Origin of the sequence: Pontimonas salivibrio (assembly GCF_002950575.1) — a bacterium.
Lineage (GTDB): Bacteria > Actinomycetota > Actinomycetes > Actinomycetales > Microbacteriaceae > Pontimonas > Pontimonas salivibrio.
The window spans coordinates 1,194,001-1,218,582 of record NZ_CP026923.1 but is presented as its reverse complement, the minus strand read 5'-3'; the positions used below and the strand labels follow the sequence as shown (position 1 = coordinate 1,218,582).

Genomic DNA, 24,582 nt, shown 5'->3' with positions numbered 1-24,582 from the left:
TTTGTCCTGGTTAACCGAAGTATTTTCTGCGCCCAAGCCTGTCATCGCGATGTGTCACATGAAGCCTCTGCCGGGGGATCCGTCCTACGACAGTGCTTCCGGCATGGCCTATCTTGTCGAGTCAACTCGGAAAGAGATGCTGGCCCTTCAGGCTGGTGGTGTTGATGCCGTGATGTTTTCCAACGAATTCAGCCTCCCCTACCTAACCGAGACGGAGCCGATCACCGCCATATCGATGGCGAGGATCATTGGCGAAATTTCACACGAATTGTCGATACCTTTCGGGGTCAACGTGTTGTGGGATGCTCAAGCCTCCATCGATCTAGCAGTGGCGACTGGGGCATCATTCGTCCGAGAAATCTTTACCGGCGTCTACGCGTCAGACTTTGGCCTGTGGAACACCAACGTGGGAAGGACGGCAAGGCGTCAGCGAGCAGTCGATGGCCAGGCCGTTCGTTTGTTGTACAACATTGTTCCCGAAGCCGCTAGTTACTTAGGTGAGCGAAGCATTGAACAGATCACGAAATCTACGGTGTTCAATTGCAAGCCTGACGGTTTGTGTGTCTCCGGCCTGACGGCAGGAGCGGCCACAGATGCAACAGTGCTCCAGCGGGTCAAGGACTATGCAGGGGACACCCCGGTCATCGTCAACACCGGTGTTCGTGAGGACAGCGCCTACGAGTTGCTGTCCATTGCGGATGCGGCCGTTGTTGGAACCTACTTCAAGAGGGACGGCGTGTTTGAGAACGAAGCAGACACCACTCGAGTGGAGCGGTTAATGGCTGAAGTGACACGCTTGAGAGCCGATCTAGCGGGCAAATGAGTCCGACGAAGTCTTACCTCGGAGTCGATGTCGGCACCTTTGAAACCAAAGGGGTCCTCGTCGATGACGCCGGCACAGTCCTCGCAATGGCCACCAGAGGCCACGGCATTTCCACGCCGGCCGACGGACACGTCGAACAAGACGCCGACCTGGTGTGGTGGGCTGAGGTTGCTGCTGTCTGTCGTGACCTGATGGCAAGTGACGGGGCTAAGAACACGGTCGTCCAAGCAATGGCGGTCAGTGCGATCGGTCCATGTGTCCTCCCAATAGATGAGAATTTGCGTCCACTTCGACCCGGAATTCTCTACGGCGTGGATACCCGCGCAAACGAAGAGATTGAATTGCTTCGCGACCGACTGGGCGACGAAGAAATCAGCCGTCGTAGCGGCAATAGTCTCACCAGCCAGTCCGCAGGGCCCAAGATTATGTGGATTTCACGTAATGAGCCTGAGGTTGCGGCAAAAACACGGTGGTATGTCACCAGTCAGAGTTATCTGGTGGCGAAACTCACCGGTGAAGTCACGATGGATCACGGCACCGCCGGGTATTTCCATCCGCTCTACGATCTAGGCGCCCAGCAATGGGACGTAGCCGGGTGTGAAGACTTTGTTGAGCTAGCTCAGCTTCCCCGTGTGACCTGGGCAACCGAAATTGCCGGAACGGTCACACCTGAAGCGTCTGTGGAAACCGGGGTTCCCGAGGGTGTTCCTGTCTTAGTGGGGACTACCGATTCACCGGCAGAAGCAGTCGGCGCAGGAGTGGTCGCAGCTGGCGACATCATGATGCAGTACGGTTCCGCCGGGTACATGATTAACGTCTTGGCGGCACCACAACCCAGTGCTGATCTGTGGGCGGCGCCATTTGTCTTCCCAGGCACCTTCGTTGCGGCTGCCGGAACGGCAACCGCTGGCACCATCACCCGCTGGGTCGCCGATTTGCTTGACTTGGACTCAACCCAAGGGGATGCCGCGATGTTTTCCGCGCTAATCGAATTGGCCCAGCAATCGCCTCCCGGAGCGAGAGGCCTCTTGATGCTTCCGCATTTCAGCGGTGAGCGTACGCCTCTTCAGGACCCCTTGGCTCGAGGTGTCATTCACGGGTTGACGCTCGGTCATACCCGCGCGGATGTGGCCAGAGCGGCAATCGAGGGAATTGCTCACTCTCTGTCACATGCTTTCCTCAGTTTCGATGATGCAGGTTTACCCACGGGCACGATTACCGCAATCGGCGGAGGCACCAAGAATTCCATCCTGCTCGCATCGGTTTCGGCGGTAACCGGCAAAGATCAAGTCTCTATTGAAAGTGTGGGAGCCGCATTCGGTGATGCTGTTCTGGCGGCCTATGCGTCGGGGCGTTTCTCGAGCCCCCAAGAGTGCATGGAATGGATTCGGGTGAAAGCCCGGCAAGAACCCGACCCAGCAATCTCCGCTGTACTCGTCGCGGATCATGCTGACTACCGTGAACTCTATGAAGCAACTAGGCAACTGTCGCACCGTAGGGCGGTCAGGGGGTGAGTCCTGATTCACGATGGGCCGACCTTGCCAGGCAGCTCGCCCGCGGGACACAGCTCTCCGCGGGGGACAAAGCGTCCATCTTCATGACCGATGCCGGCGCGATGCCTGCAGTAGAAGCCTTTGTGGAGGAATGTTATCGCTGCGGTGCTGAGCCGGCGGTTTTGCTCACTACTGATGAATTTGATCGGGCCGCGCTTCGACACCTTCCAGATGAGGTGCTCCACATTGCGCCTGGTCTCGAGCTGGCCGCGATGGAGTGGTCGGACGTTCACGTATCTTTTCGCTCGATGGTGCCTCCCGGGCCGAATCTGAGCCCGAGGCGCTCCGCACTGCAGCGGCGAGGAAAAGGCCTTGTGTCCCAGGCCCGCTGGGAGAGCACGCGTTGGTGTCTAGTGAGAGTCCCCACCCCTGAATGGGCCGACTTTATTGGCGAAGACTTTTCTCAGGTCCAGGAGGAGTTCTTCGCTGGGACATTGGCTGATTGGGATGCGCTATCGAGTCAGCAGTCAGATCTCTGCGAGCACTTGAACTCGGCGACGTGGGTGCGGGTGACCTCTACCGATACCGACCTTACATTTGGCGTCAAAGGGCGCTCTTGGGTGGGGTTTGCAGGCGAAGCTAACCTGCCCGATGGAGAAGTGGCCACGGCGCCGTTGGATGACGAGGTCGATGGCCACATCACCTTTCCGGGGACATTCTGGTTTGCAGGAGTGGCAATTTCCGACCTTCGGTTGGTTTTTGAGCGCGGGCTGGTGGTTTCGGCCGAAGCGTCTGAAGGGGCCGACTTCGTCACCACCCTGCTGGAGTCTGACCCGGGTGCGAGACGGGTCGGTGAACTGGGAATAGGAACCAACTCGTTGATCAGAACGTTCACGGGCGATCTCCTCATCGACGAGAAAATCATGGGCACCATGCATCTTGCCCTGGGACGCGCTTACCCTGAATGTGGCGGTATTAACGAGTCGTCTATCCACTGGGATATCGTGAAGGATTTGCGAAGCCAGGGGGGCGCCGTTGAGTCCGATGTGGGAACCCTAATCAGCGGAGGCGCTCCAGGGGCACTCTTGGCACCGTTCGCCGATTGAACCGTGCGCTGTAGGGGAGCTTTTTCTGGGCACAGGAGGCTGAAAACCGCGGTCCTCTCTTAGCCGTGAGGCGCATGGACGACCTAGCCATTTGGGGCGACGTGAATGTGTCGAAACGGCCCCTTCAGGTCACTCGCTAGAACGTTGCCTTCGCGTTGTCGGAGGTCGGCACAATGTGGCCTTGGTTGACAGCCAGATCTGTTTCCAGCAGGTCAGGAAGCTTCTCTAGAAGTGACCGCACATGGTCGGAGGCCAAGTGTTGTTGGAAAGCGTCCTCTGATTCGTATACCTCCACCATAAAAAAACGGCCCGGAACTTCGCTGTCTCGGTGAACCAAGTACTTCACTACTCCCGCTTCATCCCAGGAGCCTTCAGCGACCATAGTGAGCTGGGTGAACAGCTCGGCTTCTTTGCCGCTTTTAGCCGTAGCGACAGCAATTACCGTCTTTTGTCCTTCGTTGTGTGACAATTCAGTGCCCATTTCCTCGAAGATGACGGTTTCCCGTTCGTGTCACGCAGTTTAGCCCTCTGTGCCAGTCAGCGCTATGGATGAGACCTTGGGCCCTCACGCCCTCGCTTTGGAGCTAGCACTGGGTGATGGCAGTGTGAGCGTCTGTGCGCCGTTTAGAGGACTCATGAGCACAATGTGCTCCGTTAGAGCTCAAACGTTTCCGGTTGGTTCAGAACACGCCGTGAGGCTACCTCGCGTCATCCTCACGGGCAAGGCGCTGTGAGATGTAGACGGGGATTAGCGACAGCAAGATCACAACTGTGGCAACCACGTTGACGACGCTGGCCTGGTTGGGCCTGGCCATTTCTTTCAAAATCCACAGCGGCAGGGTGTCCACCCCTGGTGGGGCGGTAAAAATCGTCACATACACTTCGTCGAAACTAAGGGCGAAAGCGAGCAGTGCTCCGGCGATGAAGGAAGAGCGAAACTGGGGGAAGGTGACCAGGCGGAACGTTTCCCACAAACCGGCACCGAGGTCCATTGAGGCTTCTTGCATGCTGGGGTTCATGCGTTTTAGTCGCGCGAACACGTTGTTGAACACCATGACGATGCAGAACGTGGCGTGGGAAACGATTAGGCCGAAGTAGCCCACATCGATACCGATGGGGGAGAGGAAGTTGGAGTAGGTGTTGGAAAAAGCCACACCGGTGACCACACCGGGTAGTGCAATGGGCAACACAACGAGCAGGTTGACGGTGCTTTTGCCGAAAAAGTCGTAGCGGCTCAGGGCAAAAGCCACCAGGGTCCCCAAAATGGCGGCAAAGACCATCGCGATACTGGCCACAATGAACGAATTCAACAGCGCCATACGAATCGGTTCATAGGTGGCCGCAAATATCCACCAGTCAAGGGTGAGCTGTTCAATGGGCCAGGCGGAAAGCCTGGCGCTGTTGAAGCTATTGGCAATGACCACGAACAGTGGGGTGTACATGAAAATCAGGACAAACAGGACCAGTCCGAGCAGGCCAAGCTTTGCCGACTTCGACATCTGCAGCATGACTACATCCTCTCCAGAGACCCGGTGCGCCGTGCCACCATCAGGTACATCACCACAAAGGCAATCGGCACCATCGAGAAGGCAGCGGCAACAGGGGGGTTCAAGTTGATGTTGGAGGCAATGATGCTCCCAATCATCTGGGTCGCGCCGCCGGTAAACCTGGCGGCTAAGTAGTCACCCAGGCTGAGTGAAAAAGTAAACACCGATCCGGCGATAATCGCCGGAACAATCAGGGGAATGACGACGCGGAAGATGGTTCCAAACGAGCGTGCGCCCATGTCGGCAGACGCATCAAAAAGGCTGTTGGGGATTTGGCGGATGGCGGTGAACACCGGAAGTGCCATGTAGGGAAACCACAGGTAGGTCAGGGTCACGATCGCTATCCAGACGTTAAACCCTGGGCTTTCAACACCCAGTGGGCCAAGGGCCCAATTGATGAAGCCGTTTTCGGTAAATACCAGGCGCATAGCGAGAATTTTCACCAGGTAGCCGGCCCATAAAGGCAGTGTGATGGCAACGGCAAGCAGGTTTCGCATCATCGGTGACGCGAGTTTCGCCATGTAGATACCCAGAGGGACAGCGAAAAGGATGGAAAGTGCTGTCACGGCGAGCGCCATTCCCAAAGTCCGAAGGGACGTCGAGAGGTAGGCGGGAACGGTGAAGATGCTCACAAAGTTGTCGAGCGTGAAGCCCGGAGTCACGCGGGAAGTAAAGGGGTTGACCACCCAGAAAGCGGTCACAAGTAGTAAGACCAGGGAAACGATGTAGATGCCGACAAGCCATGTCATGGGCAGAGCCAGGAGGCTGATCAGGCGTACGCGGGTGCGTTGGAAAAGGTAAGTCGAAAGGGGCCTTGAGTGCTCGTGCAGGCCAGTGACAGGTTCGGTGGAGCGAGGCTCGGCTTCGGCGACGGTTGCGGTAGCTGACGGGTTGTCAGCCGACTGCGTGTCATCGTCGCGGTGTGGTGAGCGCTCTGTCATCTTCTGTCTACTCCGGTTGGTGTGGATGTTGTGGTGGGGCCTATGGCCCCACCACAACACAGGGATTAACCCTTAACGGTCAACCACGCATTCGTCCAGTCTTGGAAACTGGTGCAGGTGACGTCGGTGCGTCCATCAATGCACTGCTCGATGGGAGTGGTCCAGGCCCAGATGCGGTCGAAGAATGCTTCATCTTCGGCAGCAAATTCATCACAGTGAGCTTGGGCTTCCTCGCTCGTCGCGCAGAACGCGAGGTTCGCAGGGGCCATACCGAAGTTCATGGCGATTGCACCATTCACGTCGGGCTGGCTGGTGTAGTCCATCCACGCGTAAGCGCAGGCGGTGTTGGGTGAAGTGGTGCTGAGCAACCACGCGTCAAACCAACCAGTCGAACCCTCAATGGGAAGAGTGGTCTTCAGGTTCGGGCTGTCAGCGAACTTGCGCAAAACCTCCCACGACGTACCCACAACGGTGTTTCCTCCTACGAAGGAAGTGATCTGCGCGACAGGGTCAGCCCAGTACTCGCCGATGATCTCGTTTTGCTGCTTCAGCAGGTCAACGGCAGCGGCAAGCTGGGTGTCATCCAGTGCGTAGGGGTTCTCAATGCCGAGCTCGGGCTCGTGGTACATCAAGTAGACCGCGGCGTCAGCGATGTAAATCGGTGCGTCGTATGCGGTGATTTTTCCGGCGTAGGGGCTGTCAGATTCCCAGACAACGTCCCAGCTTTCTGGTTCGCCACCGGTGACATCCTCGTTGTACTGCAGGAGGTTGGCGCCACGACCGATGGGCACACCGTAAGGGTTGCCGTTTACGGTGTCATAAATCTGACCTTTCATGCCCTCAGCGATGTCATCGCCGAAGTTGGGGATCAGTTCCATGTTCAGTGGCTGTACGTCTCCACCGACGATGAGGCGCAGTGCGGCGTCACCTGATGCGGAGACCAGGTCGTACTCGCCGGTACGCATCAGCGTCACCATTTCATCGGATGTACCGGCAACGCGAGCGTTGACGACACAGCCGGTGTCTGCTGTGAACTGATCGGTCCATGCAGGCTCAACGAACCCGGACCAGTTAACGATGTTCAGTTCACCTTCGAAGTCACCCAGTTCTTCAATCATTGGTACATCGGGCACATCGAGGGTGAGCTCTCCGCTGTCGGTGGCGCAGGCGCTCAGCACCACCGCTGATGCAGCAAAAAGCGATGCTGCTGCCAGCTTGTTTCCTCTCATGACTTTCCTTTCGCCTGGTCAATGACCAGTGTTATGCGGGGATTGTTGCGACGTGGTGATTGCGCCACGCCACAACGACTTTGTCGCCAGGGACAAAGCTGTGGAGTTGTTCAGGCGATTCCTCATTGAGCGACGTCGCAATGAGGCGTGAATCGGCTTGCGCCTGGACAACAAAATTAGTGTGTGCACCGGTGTAGATGACTTCGGTGACGACGCCTTCCGTGGTGGTTTCACCGGCGGCGGCAACATAATCGGAGGCGTGTAAGCGCAGGCGTTCGGGGCGCAGGTTGACCAGTTCGTCCCGACCCACCAGAGCTTTGGCTTGATCTCCTGAGAGAAGGTTGGACACCCCCAAGAAACCTGCAACAAACGATGAGGCCGGCTTTTCATACACCTCTACTGGTGTACCCAGCTGCTCGATACGCCCTTCGTTGAATACGGCGATGCGGTCACTCATTGTCATTGCTTCTTCTTGGTCGTGGGTCACAAAAATAAACGTGATGCCCGCTTCGCGTTGGATTGATTTCAACTCAATCTGCATCTTCTCGCGCAGTTGCTTATCCAGAGCCCCGAGGGGTTCATCGAGCAAGAGCACTTTTGGACGCAACACCAATGCTCGAGCCAGCGCGATGCGCTGGCGTTGCCCACCAGAGAGCTGGTGGGGCAGTTGGTTGGCCAGGTGGGCCAGTTTCACTCGGTCAATGGCTTCCAGAGCTTTTTCGGCACGCTGTGCTTTCGGTTCGCGCCTCGTGCGAAGACCGTATTCAACGTTTTCTTGAATGGTCATGTGAGGAAACAGCGCATAGTCCTGAAACACGGTATTCACGGTGCGATCGAAGGGGGCGAGTTCGGTGACGTCTTCGCCATCGATCGAGATTTTTCCGGCGGTGACCGTTTCAAACCCGGCAATCATGCGCAGCACAGTCGTTTTTCCCGAACCCGAAGGGCCCAACATGGAAAAAAACTCGCCCGAGGGGATATCCAGGTCTAATTTGTTGACTGCGGTGACCCCGTCAAAATTCTTGGATACTCCGCGCAGTGAGACAAACCCAGGAGTCGACTCTTGTCCAGTGCTCACGCGTTTCCAGCCTTCACTTTCTTTGGATTAACGTCCTAATGGTAGTCACCTTTCCCCTCTGGGGGATAACCGGCGCGCATAGTAAAGGTGGGGGGCTTGTGGCGACTTGGAGGCCGCTGTTGAGAGGCTGGGAGTTGGCTATGCGAGGTCTTTTTTGCCCGCGCGTGTCCTCAGTTAGGCTTGGATCATGACTACGACTTTGAAGAACTTCATTAACGGCCAGTACGTCGACTCGAAAGGCTCCGAGACGATCCCTTTGGTGGATCCGGCCACAGAAGAGGTATACGCCCATTCACCGATATCTTCCGCGGCCGACGTGGACGATGCCTACCAGGCAGCGTCGAAAGCCTTTGAGGGCTGGAGCGAGACTACGCCTGCTGAGCGACAGCTAGCGCTCTTTCGTATTGCCGATGAGTTGGAAAAACGCGGCGAGGAATTTGCCGACCTCGAATCCCAAGATGCCGGAAAACCCCGGGCGTCACTCGTAGAGGACGAAATCTCGCTCAGTGTTGACCAGATTCGCTTCTTCGCTGGAGCTGCTCGCAATCTTGAAGGCAAGAGCGCTGGCGAATACATGAAAGACCACACGTCTTTTATTCGCCGCGAACCCATTGGCGTTGTCGGCCAGGTCGCACCGTGGAATTACCCCCTCAACATGGCGGTGTGGAAGTTTGCTCCCGCCGTTGCCGCCGGAAACACCACCGTGTTGAAGCCTTCCGACACCACCCCCCAGTCCACGCTGTTGTTGGCAGAAATTTGCGCGATGCACCTCCCCGAAGGTGTCGTCAACGTCATCACGGGTGACCGCACCACGGGTGGTGCAATGATTGATCACAAAATTCCCGAAATGGTCTCCATTACCGGCTCGGTGCGAGCCGGGTTAGAGGTGGCGAAGGCTGCGGCGACCGACCTGAAGCGAGTGCACCTCGAATTGGGTGGAAAAGCTCCCGTCATCGTCTTTGACGACGCTGATATTCCCTCCGCAATCGAAGGAATCGGTATTGCCGGTTACTTCAATGCAGGACAAGACTGCACTGCGGCAACCCGAGTGGTCGTGCACGAGTCAATCCACGATGAATTTATTGCCGAGTTGAAAAAGTGGGTCGCCGCTAACGTGACCACGGGCCTTCCCTCTGACCCGAATACTTTCTACGGCCCGGTGAACAACGCCAACCAGATGGACCGGGTCATGGGAATCCTCGGTGAGCTGCCCAGCCACTCGACGGTAGAAGCCGGTGGTGTCCGCCAGGGCGAGCGCGGATACTTCATCGAACCCACCATCGTGTCTGGTTTGAAACAAAACGACGCCGCGATTCAGACTGAAATCTTTGGCCCCGTCATTACCGTGCAGCCCTTCCGCACGGAAGAAGAGGCCATGACCATGGCAAACGGTGTGCCCTATGGGCTTTCGTCTAGCGTGTGGACCAAAGACCACGCTCGGGCAATGCGTTTTGCGAAGGGGCTTGATTTTGGTGCTGTATGGATCAACTGCCACATCCCTCTGGTGGCAGAAATGCCCCACGGCGGCTTCAAGCACTCGGGCCACGGTAAAGACCTCTCGCAGTATGGCTTCGAGGAATACACGCGCGTCAAGCACGTGATGTCCTTTATCGGGAAGTAGCTGCGGGGAACGCGACTGACACTTCTGCGCCACTCAGTGCTGGATATGGCGGCACAACAAGAGCCCCAGTACTGCCCACGGTGTCGAACACCGTGGGTGTGGGGTAACGACTTCTGTGTGGGAGGCTGTGGTTGGACGCGTGAGTTAGAGGGGCGGGATTAGGCCGTGGCTACACCTACGAAGAGTCGGCATAAGAGCTCTCGGTATTCGATTGCCTCTCATAACTCCTTCATGTCAATCGGATCGATTGGGTCGGCCTTTTCGATTGGTTCCATTGGGTCGTTTGGCAGTGTGTTCGCTATTGGTTCGTTCCTGAGTGTTTTTGGCGTGCTCTCCAGCCTGTCGCTGCTGGCGATCATGTCCCACCGGGTCTTTCGGGGCGTTATGCGGGTTGGCCGCTAGGCGGCGGATGTATTCGACCCATTGGTCATGTCTTTTTGGGGCATACGGGGCAGTACCTGATTTTTTCTCTCGCCACAGTCGCACGTGACGACTAGCCTCAGAGGCGATGGTTCCCACCCATGCGGGAGCCGCAGCGAACAAGGAGAAGACTGATGAGCGATAGTGCTGACATGACTGGGGCTCCTACCCAGCAGAAGGGCTTTTTTGCTGCCCTGTTTGATCTGAAATTTGAAGAGTGGGTGACCCTCCGGGTTGCTGGAGTGCTGTATGTCATCATTTTGGCGCTGTTAGGCATCTTTGGCGTGGTCGCTTTTTTCTCCCTGCTGTTTGAGGGAGGCATCTCGATTCTTTTCGCCCTCGTCGGTGTCCCACTGGGTCTATTCATTGCCGTGTTGCTCATCAGGCTCAGTTTTGAGGCGACCGTGGCGCTCATTGCTGTGGCTCGCAACACCGAGTCCTTAAAGGACAAGAGTTAGCTTCAGCCAATCACCCGAGGTCGCTGGAGCTGTGGATAAAAGGCCCTACCACCGGCACGTTCGGTAAATGATGACTCGGTGGCCCCATCTAAAGCGAATTGTCGAATTGACCCGTTACCTGCTGGCCTCAATCGCTATCCTGTCCCGGCAGCACTGATTGGGCAGCTAGGTGTTGATCGTCGCGCTCAGGGGGAGGGCGTGGGATCTTTTCTTTTGAAGGATGCGCTCTCAAGAATCACTCGGACTAGCCACAACATAGGATTTCCACTCGTCGTGGTGGAGACAGTTTCTCCCGAGGTGACCACGTTCTATGAACGGGCAGGTTTTCAGCCCTTTTCTGACTGGCCATCACGCCTTTTTCTCTCTCTAAAAACGTTGCGTGCGTCGCCCGTGGAAATATAGTACGCTCACAGTACGTACAAGAGGAGTACAGATGTCCGCAACAACAAATCGAGCCGAGCGTTTGAATGTTCGCCTGAGCACGCAAGCTCGGGAGGAAATCACCCAGGCAGCCCATGCAAGTGGCCAGGATTTGACGTCTTTTGTAATCGGTGCCGCATTGGACCGGGCTCGACGGGTGCTCCTTGAAGAAAGGATTCTTTACTTAAGCACCGCCGACGCAGAACAGTTGGAGTTAGTGCTTGATAATCCACCAGAGCCGACCGAGTTTCTCCGGCGGCTCATGAGAGATTCCTAAGCAACCCTTCTGGCCTGTTGGGGGCCAAAAAAGCGCTGCCGGTGTGGGAAAACCACACCGGCAGCGAGGTCTTTTGTCGAACTAGATTCCTAGTGTGAGAGTCCTATTACTCAGTCCGGGCATGGGGCTTACTCACCGGGAATAACTATCTCGCAGTAACGCGTGGCGACCCCTGCCAGCTTCCGATCGAGGGTGACCAGGGGTATTTCCAGTGCCAACGCCAATCCGACATAACAGGCGTCGTAGAAGGTGATGTCGTGACGCAGGGGCCATGCGATGGAGGCGTATTCACTGACGTGATATTCACTCCAGGGTGAGCTGGTGAAGGATTCGAACTGGTGCGTGAGGTCCACACCTCTGAGCCGTTCCTGAGTGCGAAACACGTGACCCACTTCAGAAAAGACGAGGTCGGGGACGCAGCATTCAGACGAGGACAAGATGTCTCGGCACTGTGAGGCGAGTGGGGAGTCGTTGATCCACGCCTCTACGACAACCGAGGCCTCGACAACAATTCTCACGCGTCGCGGACCGCGCGAATTGTTGCCACGATTTCCTCGGTATTCAAGGCCGGGTTGGGCGTGGCCTTGAGGCCCGACTCAATCTCCGCCATGACTTCGGCCATGGTGGGCTTGTCGGCTGAGGCCTGGAGAAGGCCCAGGACATATTCCTGAAGTGACTTGCCCTCGCTCGCTGCCCGGCGAACCAAGGCTGCATGGGTATCAGCGGGGACACTTCTCACCAGAAGATTGGGGCTCATGCCCCCACGATAAGCAGTCTGCTTACGTTTTGCAAGCACGGTGTTGTGTGGTGGCGTCATCCGTGAAGGATAAGTCCCACCGACGCGCCGTGGACGAAAGGCCCCAAATCTGTGGAAAAAGGTCTTCGGCCCGCAGGCAAACAGCACGGGCGAGCTCGTGGGACTCACCAGGAGTGCCCTATCGGTCGACAAACGGTTGATGCAGTCTCGTAATTGCACAGTCCGTGTGCATCTGTCCGTGTGGTGCCTGGAAAAAGGACTGGCCTCGCCGCAGGTAGGAGATCTGAGACGCCACTGAATTGGCTTTTAGGCGGTGTCGGTGGTCCCTGTCACTGTGTCGTGATCATGCTGACACTCACCATCGCAAGAGCCCTGGGTTCACGATGCCTCGCGGGGGAGAGAGCGGATTGCGCGAGATCCTCCGGGGGCCCTGGCACTCATGTCACAAAACCGATACGATTTCGTGACATGAGTGCCGGAACTGTAGAAAATCCTTTAGCCCCTGACGCAAACGGCTTTGTGCGCTACCGCGCCTTCGAGGGTTTGAACGCTGCCGCACGACAACGCCTCTCTCGAGCAGCCAAGAGTGGTGAACTTCTCCCAGTCCGTCCAGGCTTGTATTACCGCGGGGTGAAAACCCAATACGGAATGGTCCCTCCCCGCCCCATTGATGTTGCGCGGGCTATCTGGGGCGAGCGGGGGATAGGACCATCAGGTTTTTCGGCCGCCAGAGAGTGGGGACTCACAAGCCAGATCCCCACTGCGCTCCACGTGGCAACACTGTGGACAGTCGCAGAGGTGAAGGGCATCGTTCAACATTCTCGAAGAAACCAGGCACGTCATGATTTGAACTGGAAAGAAATTGCGCTGCTCGAACTACTTCGCGACATGACGGTATATGTGGAAGCAGGCTGGGGTTCACCCGCCGAAAAAGTCCTCACCGCACAACAGGACGGCAGTGTCAACCTGGAGCGTATCGAGAGTGCGTTGCAGACCGAAAGGCGCCCCACGGCTCGCCGAGATTTCGCCACACTCATGGGGGTAATGGGAGTCTCGTGAGTCAAAAACTGAGGGATTATCCGGCCGAACTGCTCGCACTAGCCCAGCTTGTGGCCGAACATTTCAGTATCAGCTCGCCATCGGCTGTGAGCCTCCGGGCTAGCTCAACACATCCTTGGTGCTGAATCTGCCGTAGGCGAGGGCGCCAAACAGGGCGATGTAGCCGAGTTGTAGTAGGGCGTTGGAGCCGAAGCTGGAGAGCTCAATGGGCTGTCGCAATATATCCGCGAAGTCCAACCAGTAGTGGGTAAACAGCCATTCGTGGATGGCCGACAGCTGGGGCAGGTTGTCGAGAATTTGGCTGACACCACTGGCAATCAACACTCCTGTCATGGCACCCACGGGGATGGTCGTCAGGGTGGAGATGAAGAGCCCGATGGCGAGCATTCCCGTCATCGACACTGTTGTATACAGCGCGACGAGGGCCATTCGGCCCAGTGCTTCGCCAATGCCGATGACATCTCCGCTGAGCAGCGTGATGGGACCGGTGGGAAACAGAATCCACCCGATAAGTGCCCCCGCCAGCATCAGGGTGAAGGTTCCCGCTAGGACGAAAGCCAGTGTCCCCAGGTATTTCACCACCAGCAGGCGAAGCCTGCCGACTGGGGCAATGAGTAGGTAGCGAAGCGTGCCCAGGCCGGCTTCGCCGGCAATGGTGTCACCGGACACCACCGACACGGTCAGGGGAAGAAACAGCGGCATCGCCAGCAACATGGCGGCAAAACCGGTGAAGAGGCCGTTTTGGGTGACCCGGTCCACAAACGGAGGCCCCTCACCGGGGGCGAGCCGATCAGAGGACAAATACACGGCCACGGCCAACAGGATGGGAATGAGGGCGATGGCGGCGAGCATCGCCCAGGTGCGACGCCTGGTGAACATCACCAGGAGCTCGGAGAGCATCAGATCGAGGCTGAGAGCGGCAGTGAGAGTTTTGTTAGCGGGCAACGTCGAACCCCTCTCCGGTGAGCTCGACGAAATATTCTTCGAGGCTTGGTCGCTCAATCCGGAACCCACTGACACCAATACCTGCCGCGACCAATTCCTGGTTAATGGACGCAGCATTCGTGTCCACACTCACTGTGGCAACCAGTGTGGTGACCATGCCAGCAGTGGTCGCACGGGGGTGTCCTGAGGTGTTGCCTTCGTTGCGGGTGGGGTTTTTTGTGGTGGCGATGATGTGGTGCTGGGATAAGACACTCTTTGCACGGGCAACATCGTCGACTTCGATGACGAGTCTCGGTTCCGCGTGAGAGCGCAGTTCATCCAAGGAACCCTGGGCCAACAGTGACCCCAGGTTCATCACCGCGACATGGCTACACAACTGCTCGATTTCCACTAAAAGGTGACTGGAGAGAAAAATGGTGATGCCCTCATCAGCCAGGCTTCGAATCAAGTGTCGTACTTCCCTGGTGCCCTGAGGGTCTAACCCATTGGTGGGCTCGTCCAAGATCAGCAGATCGCGGGGTTTGAGAAGGGCGTTTGCCAGACCCAGGCGCTGTTTCATTCCCAGCGAATAGGCGCCCGCTTTTTTCTCCGCCGCCGCGGTGAGGCCCACCCGTGCCAGTGCGTAGTCGACTCGCTCCGCCCGGGATTGGGCATCAGAAAACCGATCAGCGGCATCCATTCGGATGAGGTTTTTTCGCCCCGATAAGTACGGGTAGAAGGCGGGGCCTTCCACCAGGGCACCCACTTTCGGCAGGGCGTGTTCTAAATGGCGGGGAATATCGTGACCCAGAACGTTGATGGTGCCTGAGCTTGCCTCCGCGAGGCCTAAGAGCATCCGAATGGTGGTGGTTTTCCCGGAGCCGTTTGGCCCCAAAAAACCAAACACTGAACCGCGGGGCACCGCAAGCGATAAGTCCTCGACGGCAGCCTGAGACCCAAACTTTTTGGTTAACCCCTCGGTCTGAATCGCGAAAGGCCCGTCAGTGGCGCTGTCAGATACCACCGCATGAGGCGCGGTGGTATCTGTTGTGCTGGTGGTCACCTAGTTGGAAGCGAGCTCGAGCAAGTACTCCACACTCACCGCTCCGGTGTAAACCTCACCGGCGTCGGTCAGAAGTGTGTTGCTGAGCGGAGTGCCAAACACCGTTCCGCCATCGACCTCAGTGGTGAAGTCCGCGAGGATGTCGTTTTCCAGCATCTCCAGCGGGAATGCCTCGGGCAGCTGGTTCATGGTGAGTACCGTGTCGAAGCCTTCACCGAGAGTGTCTGCGGTCACACCGGGGGCGAATTCTGCTTGCATGTCAGCTTTCAGCGACTCGAGCAGTGCTTCTTTCTCGGTGTCGCTTAAGTCTTCTCGCTGCAACTCGGTGAGAGTACTTTCCACCTCGGTGGGAAACTCCAGAGTTTCTACGGTTGCTCCCGGTGGGGGGCTAAAGGCAAAGATCGACGCTTCTGGTGTGTCGTAAGAGATGGTGTCGAAGGCGACCGAGAACGCGACGTCTGACTGCTCTGTGGAATACACCTGAACTCCCAGGCCCAGGCCGGTGTTGGCATCGACAGAGATATCAATGCGCTCAACCAAGCTGACCTCCGATACAGGTGTCACCACTAGGCGGTAGGCATCTTGGCCTGCCACACGGTGATCGGCGCCTACGGTGATTGTGGCTTTACCCTCTGCTTCTTCTAGCAGGGCGCTGGCCAGTTCGTCGGGGTTGGTTAGATCCAACTCGATTTCGCTGTTTAGCTCATCAAGGCTGGGCTTATCAACTTCCCCATCGATGCTTCTGGTCAGCACAGTGTTGGTCTTGGCGTTGTAAGAGTAGAAGGCGTCTTTGTTGACAATGACGTCGCGTTGGCTCATGGGGTCCAGGATTTGTGCGCGGAAGCCTTCTTCTGACGCGTAGACACGGATGGTGTCGGAGCCGGCGAGGAAAGAAATGGCGTCGGTCAGGGGGTTTTGTTCCACCAGTTGTGGGACGAAGTCTTCGAAGCCTTCCGGCATCCGCTCTTCCATGTCCGCAATCATCTCTTCACTCATCATTTGAGACATTTCCAACTCGGGGAGGCCCAGGTTGGACGTTTTGGTGACGCTTCCCGAAAAACCCTCCACGCTCTCGTCCATCGCCGCCAACAATTCGGCGACACTGCGCTCGGGCAAGTCCACTGCACTGGCTTGCATGGGCAGGGCGATTGCTCCGGCGGCGATTACTCCTGCGACGGTTACTGAGGGAACCCATTTGGTGAAAATGTCACTCACGACCTTTCAAAGACTGTGTGATGCTCACGATATGAGGTGTGTCTAAAGAACCGCTGAGTGCGGGTGTGGAGTGGTGCGGGTGTGGAGTGCTGCGGGTGTGGTGCGTTGTCCCGAACGGGACATCACCATGTCTTTGTTCACAGAGTCTTTGTTCTCAGGGGGCATCACATCAACCGAAGCAGCCGATCTAATCGGGCAGAGTGGGCAAATGGCAGGTATTCTGATAAGTATGAAGATTAGTGTGAACATTCCCGACGATGAAGTGGCTTTTGTCGACAGGGCAGTGGCCGCGGGACGCTACCCCTCGCGGTCGCAGGCATTTAGTGCCGCGATCAAGCTGTGGCGGAAAAAAGAGCTCGAAGCGAGTTACGAGCGCGCCTTTAGTGAAAGTGACCCGGCCTGGGATGCCGTCGTCTCCGATGGTCTAGCCGATGAAAAGCAATCGTGGTAGGTCCACAACGCGGTCACATTGCCTGGGTTGATCTAGGCGAACCCACAGGCTCTGAAGCCAGCACCAGGAGGCCTTGTGTGGTCATCTCGAACAATTCAGCAAATCGTGTCGCGCCGTCGCTCGGCCGTGGGGTCATCAACGTGATTCCGCTGACGACTAACCTGCAGCGAGCCGTCCATTCTCACTTGGTACTCACGGCCACACAGTCAGGGCTACCGCGCGATAGCGCCGTCCAAGTCGAACAAATCCGCGCGGTGGACATTTCACGGCTCCAGCCCACCTCGAATCGAGTGCCCACAGGGTTACTGGAGCACATCGAATGGGAAGTCCGGGTTCACCTGGACCTTCTGTAATCGACAAACACACACTCAGGGCTCACTGGTGGAGCGCCGATTATTGAACCGCCCATGTATTTTCTGCCCTCAACGCGGTGCACAGGTCTGGGTGCTGTAAAAGTAACCGTGCCGCAAGCGCCACAGTGTCCTACACTGTAGAACTGTGGATAACACTCACGTTGGGCTGCGTCAACTAGGTCAAAATGTCTCCCGCGTCATGGAACGAGTCAAACGGGGGGAAATCCTGGTGGTCACTGAATTTGGTAAACCGATTGCAAAGATCTCTCCGGTGCGTGAGCCCCAAACCCTTGAAGAAGCCGTCGAAATGGGTCAGATCACACCCGCGTCGGCCGATTTAGCAGAATTTCTCGCCCGGGAGCCCCTTCCCTCGGGCGATGGGGAATTGCTGTCGGAGACTCTGGAGCGAATGCGACGCGACGAAAGATGACGGGGTTTTATCTCGACACCTCGGCGGCGGTGAAGCTGGTCATCAGCGGGCGGAATCTTCTCCTGCGCGCCGTATCCCGAGCTAGGCAGTGTCCTACACTGTAGAACTGTGGATAACAATCACGTTGGACTGCGTCAACTAGGTCAAAATGTCTCCCGCGTCATGGAACGAATCAAACGGGGGGAAATCCTGGTGGTCACTGAATTTGGTAAACCGATAGCGCGCATTTCACCCATGGGTGAGCCACGGTCTTTAGAAGAGGCCGTTGCGGTGGGTGACGTCACTCCCGCCAAGGAAGACTGGCGCGATCTTCTGACCAATGATTTGGTTCCACAGGGAGACGGCGAGAGTGCCTCCGAGACCCTTCAGCGCTTGCGGCAAGACGAGAGATGAGCCTGGTCTACCTCGACACGTCGGCGGCAGTGAAGTTGGCCATGAGCGAGCCGGAATCGGATGCGCTTCGCGGCTGGATGGGCGCCACCGAGGGCGATTTACTGTCGAGTTCGCTTTTGGTCACCGAAATTCTGCGCGCGTGTCACCCGCACGGACCCGATGCGACCATTGCGGCCCGCGGAGTGATTGACAGAATCAACTTCGTCGAAGTCGACCGATCGATACTTGAGATAGCGGCATATCTTGCACCTGCCGCGATGCGCACTCTCGATGCGATTCATCTCGCAACCGCTCTGGGAAAGCTACCGTTCCTCAGAGCGTTGGTCACCTACGACAAGCGCCTGGCCGTCGCGTGCCGGGATCACGGTGTGTCGGTTGTGAGCCCTGGCGTGGACTTATAGCTACCGGTAAGAACCGGTCGAGGGCCCAGAAGTGCTACTGGACTCGAGTGCCAGTCTGCCAACATGTCCCGCACTGGACACCACCGACGCTGTGCTGTGGTTCCGTGACGAGAGGGTGCGTCTGGGCTTTATCGACCAAATTGGGCGGTAAGAGCCCGGTCGGATTCTTCCCACTGAGCGTCGGTCATGTCAGGAATTTTGCCTGCGGCGATGCCGAAAATGCTCTGCTCCTGCGGGCTTTCGAGGGGCACAATTCGCGCCACGGATACACCGGATCGCGACAACACGACGTCATCGCCGGCGAGAGCGGCTGTCACAAGAGAAGACAGTTGGGTTTTCGCTTCGCGCATTCCGACTATCCGGTCCATGGCATCAGTGTAACCGGAGCCACTTTGCTCGGTGCGGGACAGTACTTGCTGTGGCCAGTGGGGGAGACTCGCCCCACGTGCCCGGCAGGCTGTGAACCTAGTCCTCCGGCGTAATCACTTCGCAGTACTGCCTAGCTATGTCGGTGAGCACTCGGTCAGCGGTCACCAAGGGAAGGCCCCGCTCGATCGCGGATGCCAAATATGACGCATCGTAGAGCGACAGGTGGTGGCGGTGAGTCCATGTTTGCTCAGCGATTTGCGCGAAGGGGACCACCATAAGGTTCAATTCCACCACCGTGAAGAAGGCGTGTTCGGCGACCTTCTCGTATTCTCGTCGGCGCATGAGGTTTTTCAGCGAATGCGCCGCTTCCACACGGAAATGTTCGGGGACGTGTAATTCAGCGGACATGACCAACTGGTGAGCCTTTGACTTCTCCGACAGTGAGCCAACGGCCAACTCGATGTAGGCAGACGCGTCTAACACGATCGCGCGGTGGCTCACCGTTGCCGCTCGCCTCGCCGGTCGCGCTCTTTGGTTGATTCGTCAATCACCTTGCGGATGTCGTCTGACGTGGGCCGAGTCGTGCCTATCTCCGCATAGTGCTCGCGCATGACTCGTTGGTGTTCGGCCAGAATTTCCGCGTTGCTGCGGCGACTGGCGTGCTCGGTCAGCACCATGACAAGGTAGCGCTGAAGCGACAGTCCTTCGGTCTCAGCTTTGGCGAGGAGGGAGTCGTGCACGTCTGCCGGGACATTCCTCACGGTGATATTGGGCATAGCTTCAGGGTAAGGGGCCTGCATGCGGAATGCAAGCGTTTCTAACGGCCTTGAATGGGGTTCTCTCATGGCGAGACGATAGTGACGCCATGGGTCCCTTTGGTGCAACAAGCGTCACTCTGTGGAAAACCCGGCACACCGAGATGTGCTGGGTTTTTTGGCAGCTGTCGTTAGGCCGGGGGCAGATCGGGCATGTCCTCTTCAGGAGTGTTATCCATGCGCACCACGACTTTGCCCAAGACGCCCACCTCCTCGAGGTCGATGTATGCCTTTTTGAGCTCATCGAAAGGTTGTGTGCGAATGGGAATAATCAAGGAACCATCGGCAATTTTCGCCCCTAGGGCGTTGATGATGTCCCGGTTCAGGCCCACTCGGCCGACCGTGGGAACCCCGAATTTGGGGCCATCGCCAGAAATCGAATTGATGTTTTGGCGCGGGACACCCAGCTGGAGAGCGGCTTCGATCATCTCGTGACCAGAGTTATCGAACACATGGTGGAGCCCTTTGGGGGTGAATTCTTCCAAAGTGGCCACTAGGTCACCGTGGTAATCAACGGGAATGGCGCCCATCCCTTCGACGAACACGTGATTGCGCGGGCTTGCCGTGCCAATCACGACCGCTCCGAGGTCCCGAAGTAGTTGACACATCACCACTCCGACACCCCCGGCTGCGGCGCTGACGGCGACGACATCTCCGGGTTGGACGCGCTGTGATTCCACAGCAGCCCACGCTGTCTGTGCGGCGACGGGTAACACTGCCGCGTGATCGAATGTGATCCCGTCCGGCTTTGCCATGACGAGGTCGGCGGGGGACACGATGATGTCGGCCATCACACCTTGTCCGGTGCCCAGCACTTCTTGGCCCACTTCGACGTGGGTGACATTTTCGCCCACAGCAATCGCGATGCCAGAAAATTCGCGTCCAATGCGAGCCGGTAAATCAACGATCGGGGTGTGTCCTCGACGCATTTTGCTATCTGCGGGGTTCAGACCGGCGGCGATGACGCGGACCGAAACCTCGTCGGGGCCCGGATCACCTGGGTCTGGTTCGTGGACGAGAGTGATGACGTCTGGGGGACCGTAGCGGTCGTATTGCGCTACTCGCATGCTGGGGCCTTCTTTCTGGGCGCCTGCGGTTGTGGAGGGCAAATCGAGACGTCTTCTCGTGGTTTTCACCAGTGTAGTAGTGGCCTCTGACACCCGGGCCGGGGTGTGTGAGGGTATGTGACCCACTCGCGCCGGCTAAAAAACCGCGTGCCCGGGTAACCTCGGCGGGTCCAAGTCTCGCGATCGGCTTCTTTATCGGAAAAAACCGAAGAAAAGAAAAAACCGAAGAAAAAAAGTCTTGAACTTTTTTCGAGTCTCTACTTAACTGTGCGCCATGTTGACCCGATGGCGAGTCACGACAGATGGGCTACACCCTGAGGGTGTGTGGCCACCACACAAAAACGCCTCCCGTAAAGCCCGTGGCGCACAGCTTCCTCAGGGTCGCCCTGATTCCGGGCGGCCCTTCTTCGCTTTCCGATTCCCACTCACTCTGGGGGTTGTACTCGCTGCGGGAATCGCCGTGGCCGGCACCGTGGTGGCACCACCACTCTGGGCCACAGGCAGCGAATTAGAAGACGACTCTGCGGTGATGATCGGCTCTGACGGGGTCGTCTACTCGCTCAACATCGACACCGCCGTGGCCACCGCGGTGGACACCATTTCCGGTGACACTTTTGGCTACACCGTCACCGGCCTTGAAGCGGACCCCACCACCAACACCCTTTATGCCGTCAATCAGTCGATGGACGCCAACGTGTTGGCCTCCATCGACTACGACACCGGAATATCGACACTGATCGAATCCGACTACGGACCTGACGAAGTACTTGACGCCCTCGATCGCACCGAAGACGGCACCTTTTATTTAGCTCACGTGCCAGACCTCGATGGTGTGAGTGCTCACCTGTCCACACTGTCCATCACCGACGGTGCTTACGCCGAAATCGGCACCACCGACCTAGCGGGGGGGGGGGGGGGTAATCAGTACGTTTCAGCCCTCGTCTCGGTAGCTGACACCCTTTACGCGTTTATTTCCGGAGGAGCTGACGCGCTCTACCAGCTTGATACCGATACGGCTGAGCTCACCCTCGCACAAAGCGCCAGTGGCGACATGGCCGGAGTCACCATCGTGGCGGCAGATAACACCGCCGATGACACCGTGTATTTACTCGCTCGAGAAACCGACAACAGCCTGTCTCTTTACACCAACGACTTAGCGGGAACCAGCACCCTGGTCGGGGCTATCAGTGGGCTGCCCCTTGGTGTCGACGCCGGCAACTTCGCCATCGCCACCCTGCTCGAGAGGGAACGCGCAGAAGACGACACCGAAGAATCCTCCGGACACGACTCCGGAGGCAGTGAACCAGGTGGGAGCGGGGGAGGTGAGCGTGAGCCGGAGGACTCCGACGGTGTTGACACCGTCCTCACCTCGCCGCTCCCACCTGCCAGCGCACCACAACTTGCCCCCACCGGACCGGTTCTTGCGTTAGGGCTTGGAAGCACACTGGTCGGCTTAAGTCTTGGAACGGGGGTGGGTGTGCTTCTCGGGCTTGGCATTACTGCCGCCCTGGTTGGACCAGGTGGCTTCTCACGGGCGAGGCGTGGAAAACATCCTCGCGCCCACAGCGAACGACCCTAGAGCGGACGGTGCGCTCGCAGTACTCTGTAGGCACATGAGTGAATCGTCCAAGCGGGTAGACCCCATTGATCGAATTCTCTCCCGCGCGCCCGAAATGACAGACTCTGCGCCCCGCGCCACCGTATTCCACATTGCGGATGATGCCGCCGGTGAGTCCGACACGGTGAGTGCCTCTGCTGTGCTCGGTGCCGAAGAAAGAGACCGACCTCGCACAGCAAACGCGAGCGCTGATCCCACAACCGGCGATCTGGACCTGGAAGCCAGAAGTGGTCTGCGCCGTGTCGGAGGGCTTTCCACCGAACTCGAAGACGTTACTGAGGTGGAATACCGCCAACTTCGACTAGAAAACGTCGTGTTGGTGGGGGTGTATCGACACGGGGACATCGTTGATGCCGAAAACTCGCTGCGCGAATTAGCGCTGCTGTGTGAAACAGCTGGCGCAGCGGTCATTGACGGTGTCTTGCAACAGCGTGATCGACCAGACCCCGCCACCTACCTGGGTAGTGGAAAAGCCAGAGAGCTTGCCGACCTGGTCGCCGATGTCCGCGCCGACACCGTCGTGGCCGATACTGAACTGGCTCCCAGCCAGCGCCGTGCCCTAGAAGACGTGGTGGGAGTGAAAGTGATTGACCGCACAGCGGTCATTTTGGACATTTTTAGTCAACACGCAAAAACCCGTGAGGGTAAAGCCCAAGTGGAGCTTGCGCAGCTGCAGTATCTGTTGCCACGTCTTCGTGGTTGGGGTGCGTCGATGAGCCGCCAGGCTGGTGGTCAAGTCGGTGGCGCCGGAGCCGGAATGGGCTCACGTGGTCCCGGTGAAACCAAAATTGAACTAGACCGCAGGCGCATCAACCAGCGCATGGCGAGGCTTCGAAGCCAAATTGCCGGTTTTGCTCCTGCGCGCGCGGGAAAGCGTAAAAACCGGGAGCGAAGCAATATCGCTTCGGTCGCAATCGCGGGTTACACCAACGCCGGTAAATCCTCACTGCTCAATCAACTCACCGGTGCCGGCGTGATGGTTCAAGACGCCCTATTTGCCACGCTCGATCCGACGGTGAGAAAAGCCCAGACCCCCGATGGCAGGCCCTACACACTGAGCGACACGGTCGGTTTTGTTCGCTCCCTGCCCCACCAACTGGTCGAAGCGTTTCGATCCACCCTGGAAGAGGTGGCCGATGCCGACGTCATCGTCCACGTTGTCGATGGTTCTCATCCCGACCCTGCCGCCCAAATCCACACCGTGAGGCAGGTGATTATCGATGTGGGGGCGAGGGATATTCCAGAAATTATCGTGTTCAATAAATCCGACCGGATCGATTTTGACCGCGAAGTGGAACTGCGCGGGTTAGAACCCGGTGCAGTGTTTGTCTCAGCCTCCACAGGTCAGGGAATTGACGCCCTCCAAGCGGCAATCGCCGACGTGCTCCCGCGGCCGACCCTGCACCGCCACCTGCTCATTCCTTATGACCGCGGTGACCTGGTCGCCCTCGTCCACGACACAGGGGACGTGCTGGCGACCTCCTACGACACGTCAGGCACCAGCATGGAGGTCATGCTGGACGAGAAAGCTCTTGCCGCGCTGGAAGATTTCGTCCTGGACAATGACAGCACTCCCACGGCACCAGCCCAGTCGGCCACACAGTCGGCCACAGAGTCGGGCACAAGGTCTTAGTCCGTTGCTGTGATGGCTGAGGCCTGCGGCCTCACTGCTCAGAGTGTGCTTCCAGGTAGCCGTCGTCGCCTGGTTCGCTAAACCTCAACGCGTCCACCGCCTGGAAGGTTGCCTCAGGGCCGTGTTCAATCGCGACCCACACTACGTGTGCTCCGGCGGTGCGCAGGGAGCGAAGGATGGGGCTTAGGGCTTCGCGGTCATCGGCGGTGGAGACCACGATGACCTGATCGGCCCAACCAAGAAGTGAGCTGATGGTGTCCGAGACCACCTGGTGGAAACCCTCCAGCGAAAGATAGGCCTCACCGGGTGGGGTGTGGGCGCCTGAGGCGTTCGCGCTCGGTCCAAGCCACAGGGTGGGGGTTGTCCACCAACTCGCCACTTCGGGAATGGCGGCGTTTAGTTCCGCTCGAATGCCCGATGCCGCCGCTTCGACGCGCAAAATGTCTGAACCCAGTGGGGCATCGCCTGCACCTGAATGCAGACTGGCGATTGGTAAGAGCACCCTGAGTGCGCCATCAGGATGACTCGACCGGACGCTCGCGAGCTGTTGTGCACTGGAGTGGAGAAGATCACGACCTGACATGGTGGTCAGGTTACTCCCGTGGTGTCCCCACCAACAGG

At 57.8% G+C, this 24,582-nt stretch carries 31 protein-coding genes; 16 read left to right on the top strand and 15 right to left on the bottom strand.

Going from position 1 to position 24,582, the window contains the following annotated elements; translation table 11 throughout:
- Position 1: 1 nt before the first annotated feature.
- The 3 genes from C3B54_RS06155 to C3B54_RS06145 are packed head-to-tail and all read left to right on the top strand — an operon-like array spanning position 2 to position 3,422.
- Positions 2-823, top strand: a complete 822-nt coding sequence (locus tag C3B54_RS06155) for a BtpA/SgcQ family protein (RefSeq protein ID WP_158665569.1) — start codon at positions 2-4, stop codon at positions 821-823.
- Complete coding sequence (locus tag C3B54_RS06150; protein ID WP_104913714.1) at positions 820-2,337, top strand: FGGY-family carbohydrate kinase; 1,518 nt, start codon at positions 820-822, stop codon at positions 2,335-2,337. Before C3B54_RS06155 ends, C3B54_RS06150 begins: the two co-directional genes overlap by 4 nt.
- Positions 2,334-3,422, top strand: coding sequence for an aminopeptidase (locus C3B54_RS06145; RefSeq protein WP_104913713.1), 1,089 nt, complete (start codon positions 2,334-2,336; stop codon positions 3,420-3,422). Before C3B54_RS06150 ends, C3B54_RS06145 begins: the two co-directional genes overlap by 4 nt.
- 136 nt (positions 3,423-3,558) lie before the next feature.
- Here the strand turns inward: C3B54_RS06145 and C3B54_RS06140 are convergent, their stop codons facing one another.
- The 5 genes from C3B54_RS06140 to C3B54_RS06120 all read right to left on the bottom strand — a co-directional run bounded on the left by C3B54_RS06140 (position 3,559) and on the right by C3B54_RS06120 (position 8,217).
- Positions 3,559-3,903, bottom strand: a complete 345-nt coding sequence (locus tag C3B54_RS06140; RefSeq protein WP_104913712.1) for a putative quinol monooxygenase — start codon at positions 3,901-3,903, stop codon at positions 3,559-3,561.
- A 217-nt stretch (positions 3,904-4,120) separates the two neighbouring features.
- Positions 4,121-4,930, bottom strand: a complete 810-nt coding sequence (locus tag C3B54_RS06135; RefSeq protein WP_104913711.1) for an ABC transporter permease — start codon at positions 4,928-4,930, stop codon at positions 4,121-4,123.
- A gap of 2 nt (positions 4,931-4,932) precedes the next feature.
- Positions 4,933-5,910: an ABC transporter permease gene (locus tag C3B54_RS06130; protein ID WP_104913710.1), complete on the bottom strand. Its 978-nt coding sequence runs from the start codon at positions 5,908-5,910 to the stop codon at positions 4,933-4,935.
- Between the two features lie 65 nt (positions 5,911-5,975).
- A complete protein-coding gene (locus tag C3B54_RS06125; protein WP_104913709.1) occupies positions 5,976-7,139 on the bottom strand; it encodes a type 2 periplasmic-binding domain-containing protein in 1,164 nt (387 codons plus the stop codon).
- A 31-nt stretch (positions 7,140-7,170) separates the two neighbouring features.
- Complete coding sequence (locus C3B54_RS06120) at positions 7,171-8,217, bottom strand: ABC transporter ATP-binding protein (protein WP_104913708.1); 1,047 nt, start codon at positions 8,215-8,217, stop codon at positions 7,171-7,173.
- 187 nt (positions 8,218-8,404) lie between these two features.
- Between C3B54_RS06120 and C3B54_RS06115 the strand changes: the two genes are divergently transcribed.
- The 5 genes from C3B54_RS06115 to C3B54_RS09040 all read left to right on the top strand — a co-directional run bounded on the left by C3B54_RS06115 (position 8,405) and on the right by C3B54_RS09040 (position 11,413).
- Positions 8,405-9,838 (top strand): gamma-aminobutyraldehyde dehydrogenase, encoded by a 1,434-nt coding sequence (locus tag C3B54_RS06115; RefSeq protein WP_211286282.1) that lies wholly within the window; start codon positions 8,405-8,407, stop codon positions 9,836-9,838.
- 231 nt (positions 9,839-10,069) lie between these two features.
- Positions 10,070-10,240: a hypothetical protein gene (locus tag C3B54_RS06110; RefSeq protein ID WP_211286281.1), complete on the top strand. Its 171-nt coding sequence runs from the start codon at positions 10,070-10,072 to the stop codon at positions 10,238-10,240.
- Between the two features lie 152 nt (positions 10,241-10,392).
- Positions 10,393-10,716 carry a DUF4282 domain-containing protein gene (locus C3B54_RS06105; protein ID WP_158665568.1) on the top strand — a complete coding sequence of 108 codons (324 nt, stop codon included), beginning with the start codon at positions 10,393-10,395 and terminating at the stop codon, positions 10,714-10,716.
- Between the two features lie 78 nt (positions 10,717-10,794).
- Entirely contained in the window at positions 10,795-11,118 is a 324-nt protein-coding gene (locus C3B54_RS09045; protein ID WP_425440303.1) for a GNAT family N-acetyltransferase, read from the top strand.
- 31 nt (positions 11,119-11,149) lie between these two features.
- Positions 11,150-11,413, top strand: coding sequence for a type II toxin-antitoxin system TacA family antitoxin (locus C3B54_RS09040; RefSeq protein WP_104913704.1), 264 nt, complete (start codon positions 11,150-11,152; stop codon positions 11,411-11,413).
- Positions 11,414-11,541: 128 nt separating this feature from the next.
- On the opposite strand, the gene C3B54_RS06095 is transcribed toward C3B54_RS09040, so the two are convergent.
- Positions 11,542-11,931, bottom strand: a complete 390-nt coding sequence (locus tag C3B54_RS06095) for a type II toxin-antitoxin system VapC family toxin (RefSeq protein WP_104913703.1) — start codon at positions 11,929-11,931, stop codon at positions 11,542-11,544.
- Positions 11,928-12,170, bottom strand: a complete 243-nt coding sequence (locus tag C3B54_RS06090; protein ID WP_104913702.1) for a FitA-like ribbon-helix-helix domain-containing protein — start codon at positions 12,168-12,170, stop codon at positions 11,928-11,930. The genes C3B54_RS06095 and C3B54_RS06090 overlap by 4 nt, the downstream gene beginning before the upstream one ends.
- 468 nt (positions 12,171-12,638) lie before the next feature.
- Between C3B54_RS06090 and C3B54_RS06085 the strand changes: the two genes are divergently transcribed.
- On the top strand, positions 12,639-13,229 hold the full coding sequence (locus tag C3B54_RS06085) for a hypothetical protein (RefSeq protein ID WP_104913701.1): 591 nt from the start codon (positions 12,639-12,641) through the stop codon (positions 13,227-13,229).
- Positions 13,230-13,328: 99 nt separating this feature from the next.
- On the opposite strand, the gene C3B54_RS06080 is transcribed toward C3B54_RS06085, so the two are convergent.
- Genes C3B54_RS06080 through C3B54_RS06070 form a run of 3 tightly spaced genes read right to left on the bottom strand, consistent with a single transcriptional unit; the run spans position 13,329 to position 16,431 of the window.
- On the bottom strand, positions 13,329-14,129 hold the full coding sequence (locus C3B54_RS06080) for an ABC transporter permease (protein ID WP_104914303.1): 801 nt from the start codon (positions 14,127-14,129) through the stop codon (positions 13,329-13,331).
- Between the two features lie 34 nt (positions 14,130-14,163).
- Positions 14,164-15,177: an ABC transporter ATP-binding protein gene (locus C3B54_RS06075; RefSeq protein WP_104914304.1), complete on the bottom strand. Its 1,014-nt coding sequence runs from the start codon at positions 15,175-15,177 to the stop codon at positions 14,164-14,166.
- A 39-nt stretch (positions 15,178-15,216) separates the two neighbouring features.
- Positions 15,217-16,431: a LolA family protein gene (locus tag C3B54_RS06070; protein ID WP_104913700.1), complete on the bottom strand. Its 1,215-nt coding sequence runs from the start codon at positions 16,429-16,431 to the stop codon at positions 15,217-15,219.
- 208 nt (positions 16,432-16,639) lie between these two features.
- On the opposite strand from C3B54_RS06070, the gene C3B54_RS08785 reads away from it, so the two are divergent.
- The 5 genes from C3B54_RS08785 (at position 16,640) to C3B54_RS06045 (ending at position 18,459) form a co-directional block, all read left to right on the top strand.
- A complete protein-coding gene (locus C3B54_RS08785) occupies positions 16,640-16,882 on the top strand; it encodes a ribbon-helix-helix domain-containing protein (RefSeq protein WP_158665567.1) in 243 nt (80 codons plus the stop codon).
- A complete protein-coding gene (locus tag C3B54_RS06060) occupies positions 16,876-17,235 on the top strand; it encodes a type II toxin-antitoxin system PemK/MazF family toxin (RefSeq protein WP_158665566.1) in 360 nt (119 codons plus the stop codon). Before C3B54_RS08785 ends, C3B54_RS06060 begins: the two co-directional genes overlap by 7 nt.
- Positions 17,236-17,380: 145 nt before the next feature.
- A complete protein-coding gene (locus C3B54_RS06055) occupies positions 17,381-17,665 on the top strand; it encodes a type II toxin-antitoxin system Phd/YefM family antitoxin (RefSeq protein ID WP_104913697.1) in 285 nt (94 codons plus the stop codon).
- 108 nt (positions 17,666-17,773) lie between these two features.
- Positions 17,774-18,058, top strand: a complete 285-nt coding sequence (locus C3B54_RS06050) for a type II toxin-antitoxin system Phd/YefM family antitoxin (protein WP_104913696.1) — start codon at positions 17,774-17,776, stop codon at positions 18,056-18,058.
- Positions 18,055-18,459, top strand: coding sequence for a type II toxin-antitoxin system VapC family toxin (locus C3B54_RS06045; RefSeq protein ID WP_104913695.1), 405 nt, complete (start codon positions 18,055-18,057; stop codon positions 18,457-18,459). The genes C3B54_RS06050 and C3B54_RS06045 overlap by 4 nt, the downstream gene beginning before the upstream one ends.
- 128 nt (positions 18,460-18,587) lie before the next feature.
- On the opposite strand, the gene C3B54_RS06040 is transcribed toward C3B54_RS06045, so the two are convergent.
- From C3B54_RS06040 to C3B54_RS06025, 4 genes are all read right to left on the bottom strand, one after another.
- Positions 18,588-18,827, bottom strand: a complete 240-nt coding sequence (locus tag C3B54_RS06040) for a type II toxin-antitoxin system Phd/YefM family antitoxin (RefSeq protein ID WP_104913694.1) — start codon at positions 18,825-18,827, stop codon at positions 18,588-18,590.
- Between the two features lie 97 nt (positions 18,828-18,924).
- Positions 18,925-19,329 (bottom strand): type II toxin-antitoxin system VapC family toxin, encoded by a 405-nt coding sequence (locus C3B54_RS06035; RefSeq protein WP_158665565.1) that lies wholly within the window; start codon positions 19,327-19,329, stop codon positions 18,925-18,927.
- On the bottom strand, positions 19,326-19,604 hold the full coding sequence (locus C3B54_RS06030; RefSeq protein WP_104913692.1) for a FitA-like ribbon-helix-helix domain-containing protein: 279 nt from the start codon (positions 19,602-19,604) through the stop codon (positions 19,326-19,328). Before C3B54_RS06030 ends, C3B54_RS06035 begins: the two co-directional genes overlap by 4 nt.
- A gap of 170 nt (positions 19,605-19,774) precedes the next feature.
- Positions 19,775-20,803 (bottom strand): NADP-dependent oxidoreductase, encoded by a 1,029-nt coding sequence (locus C3B54_RS06025; protein WP_158665564.1) that lies wholly within the window; start codon positions 20,801-20,803, stop codon positions 19,775-19,777.
- 181 nt (positions 20,804-20,984) lie between these two features.
- On the opposite strand from C3B54_RS06025, the gene C3B54_RS06020 reads away from it, so the two are divergent.
- A complete protein-coding gene (locus tag C3B54_RS06020; RefSeq protein WP_158665563.1) occupies positions 20,985-22,289 on the top strand; it encodes a hypothetical protein in 1,305 nt (434 codons plus the stop codon).
- A gap of 34 nt (positions 22,290-22,323) precedes the next feature.
- Positions 22,324-23,961, top strand: a complete 1,638-nt coding sequence (hflX, locus tag C3B54_RS06015; protein ID WP_245867833.1) for a GTPase HflX — start codon at positions 22,324-22,326, stop codon at positions 23,959-23,961.
- 31 nt (positions 23,962-23,992) lie between these two features.
- Here the strand turns inward: hflX and C3B54_RS06010 are convergent, their stop codons facing one another.
- Positions 23,993-24,544, bottom strand: a complete 552-nt coding sequence (locus C3B54_RS06010; RefSeq protein WP_104913689.1) for a creatininase family protein — start codon at positions 24,542-24,544, stop codon at positions 23,993-23,995.
- Positions 24,545-24,582: the final 38 nt, after the last annotated feature.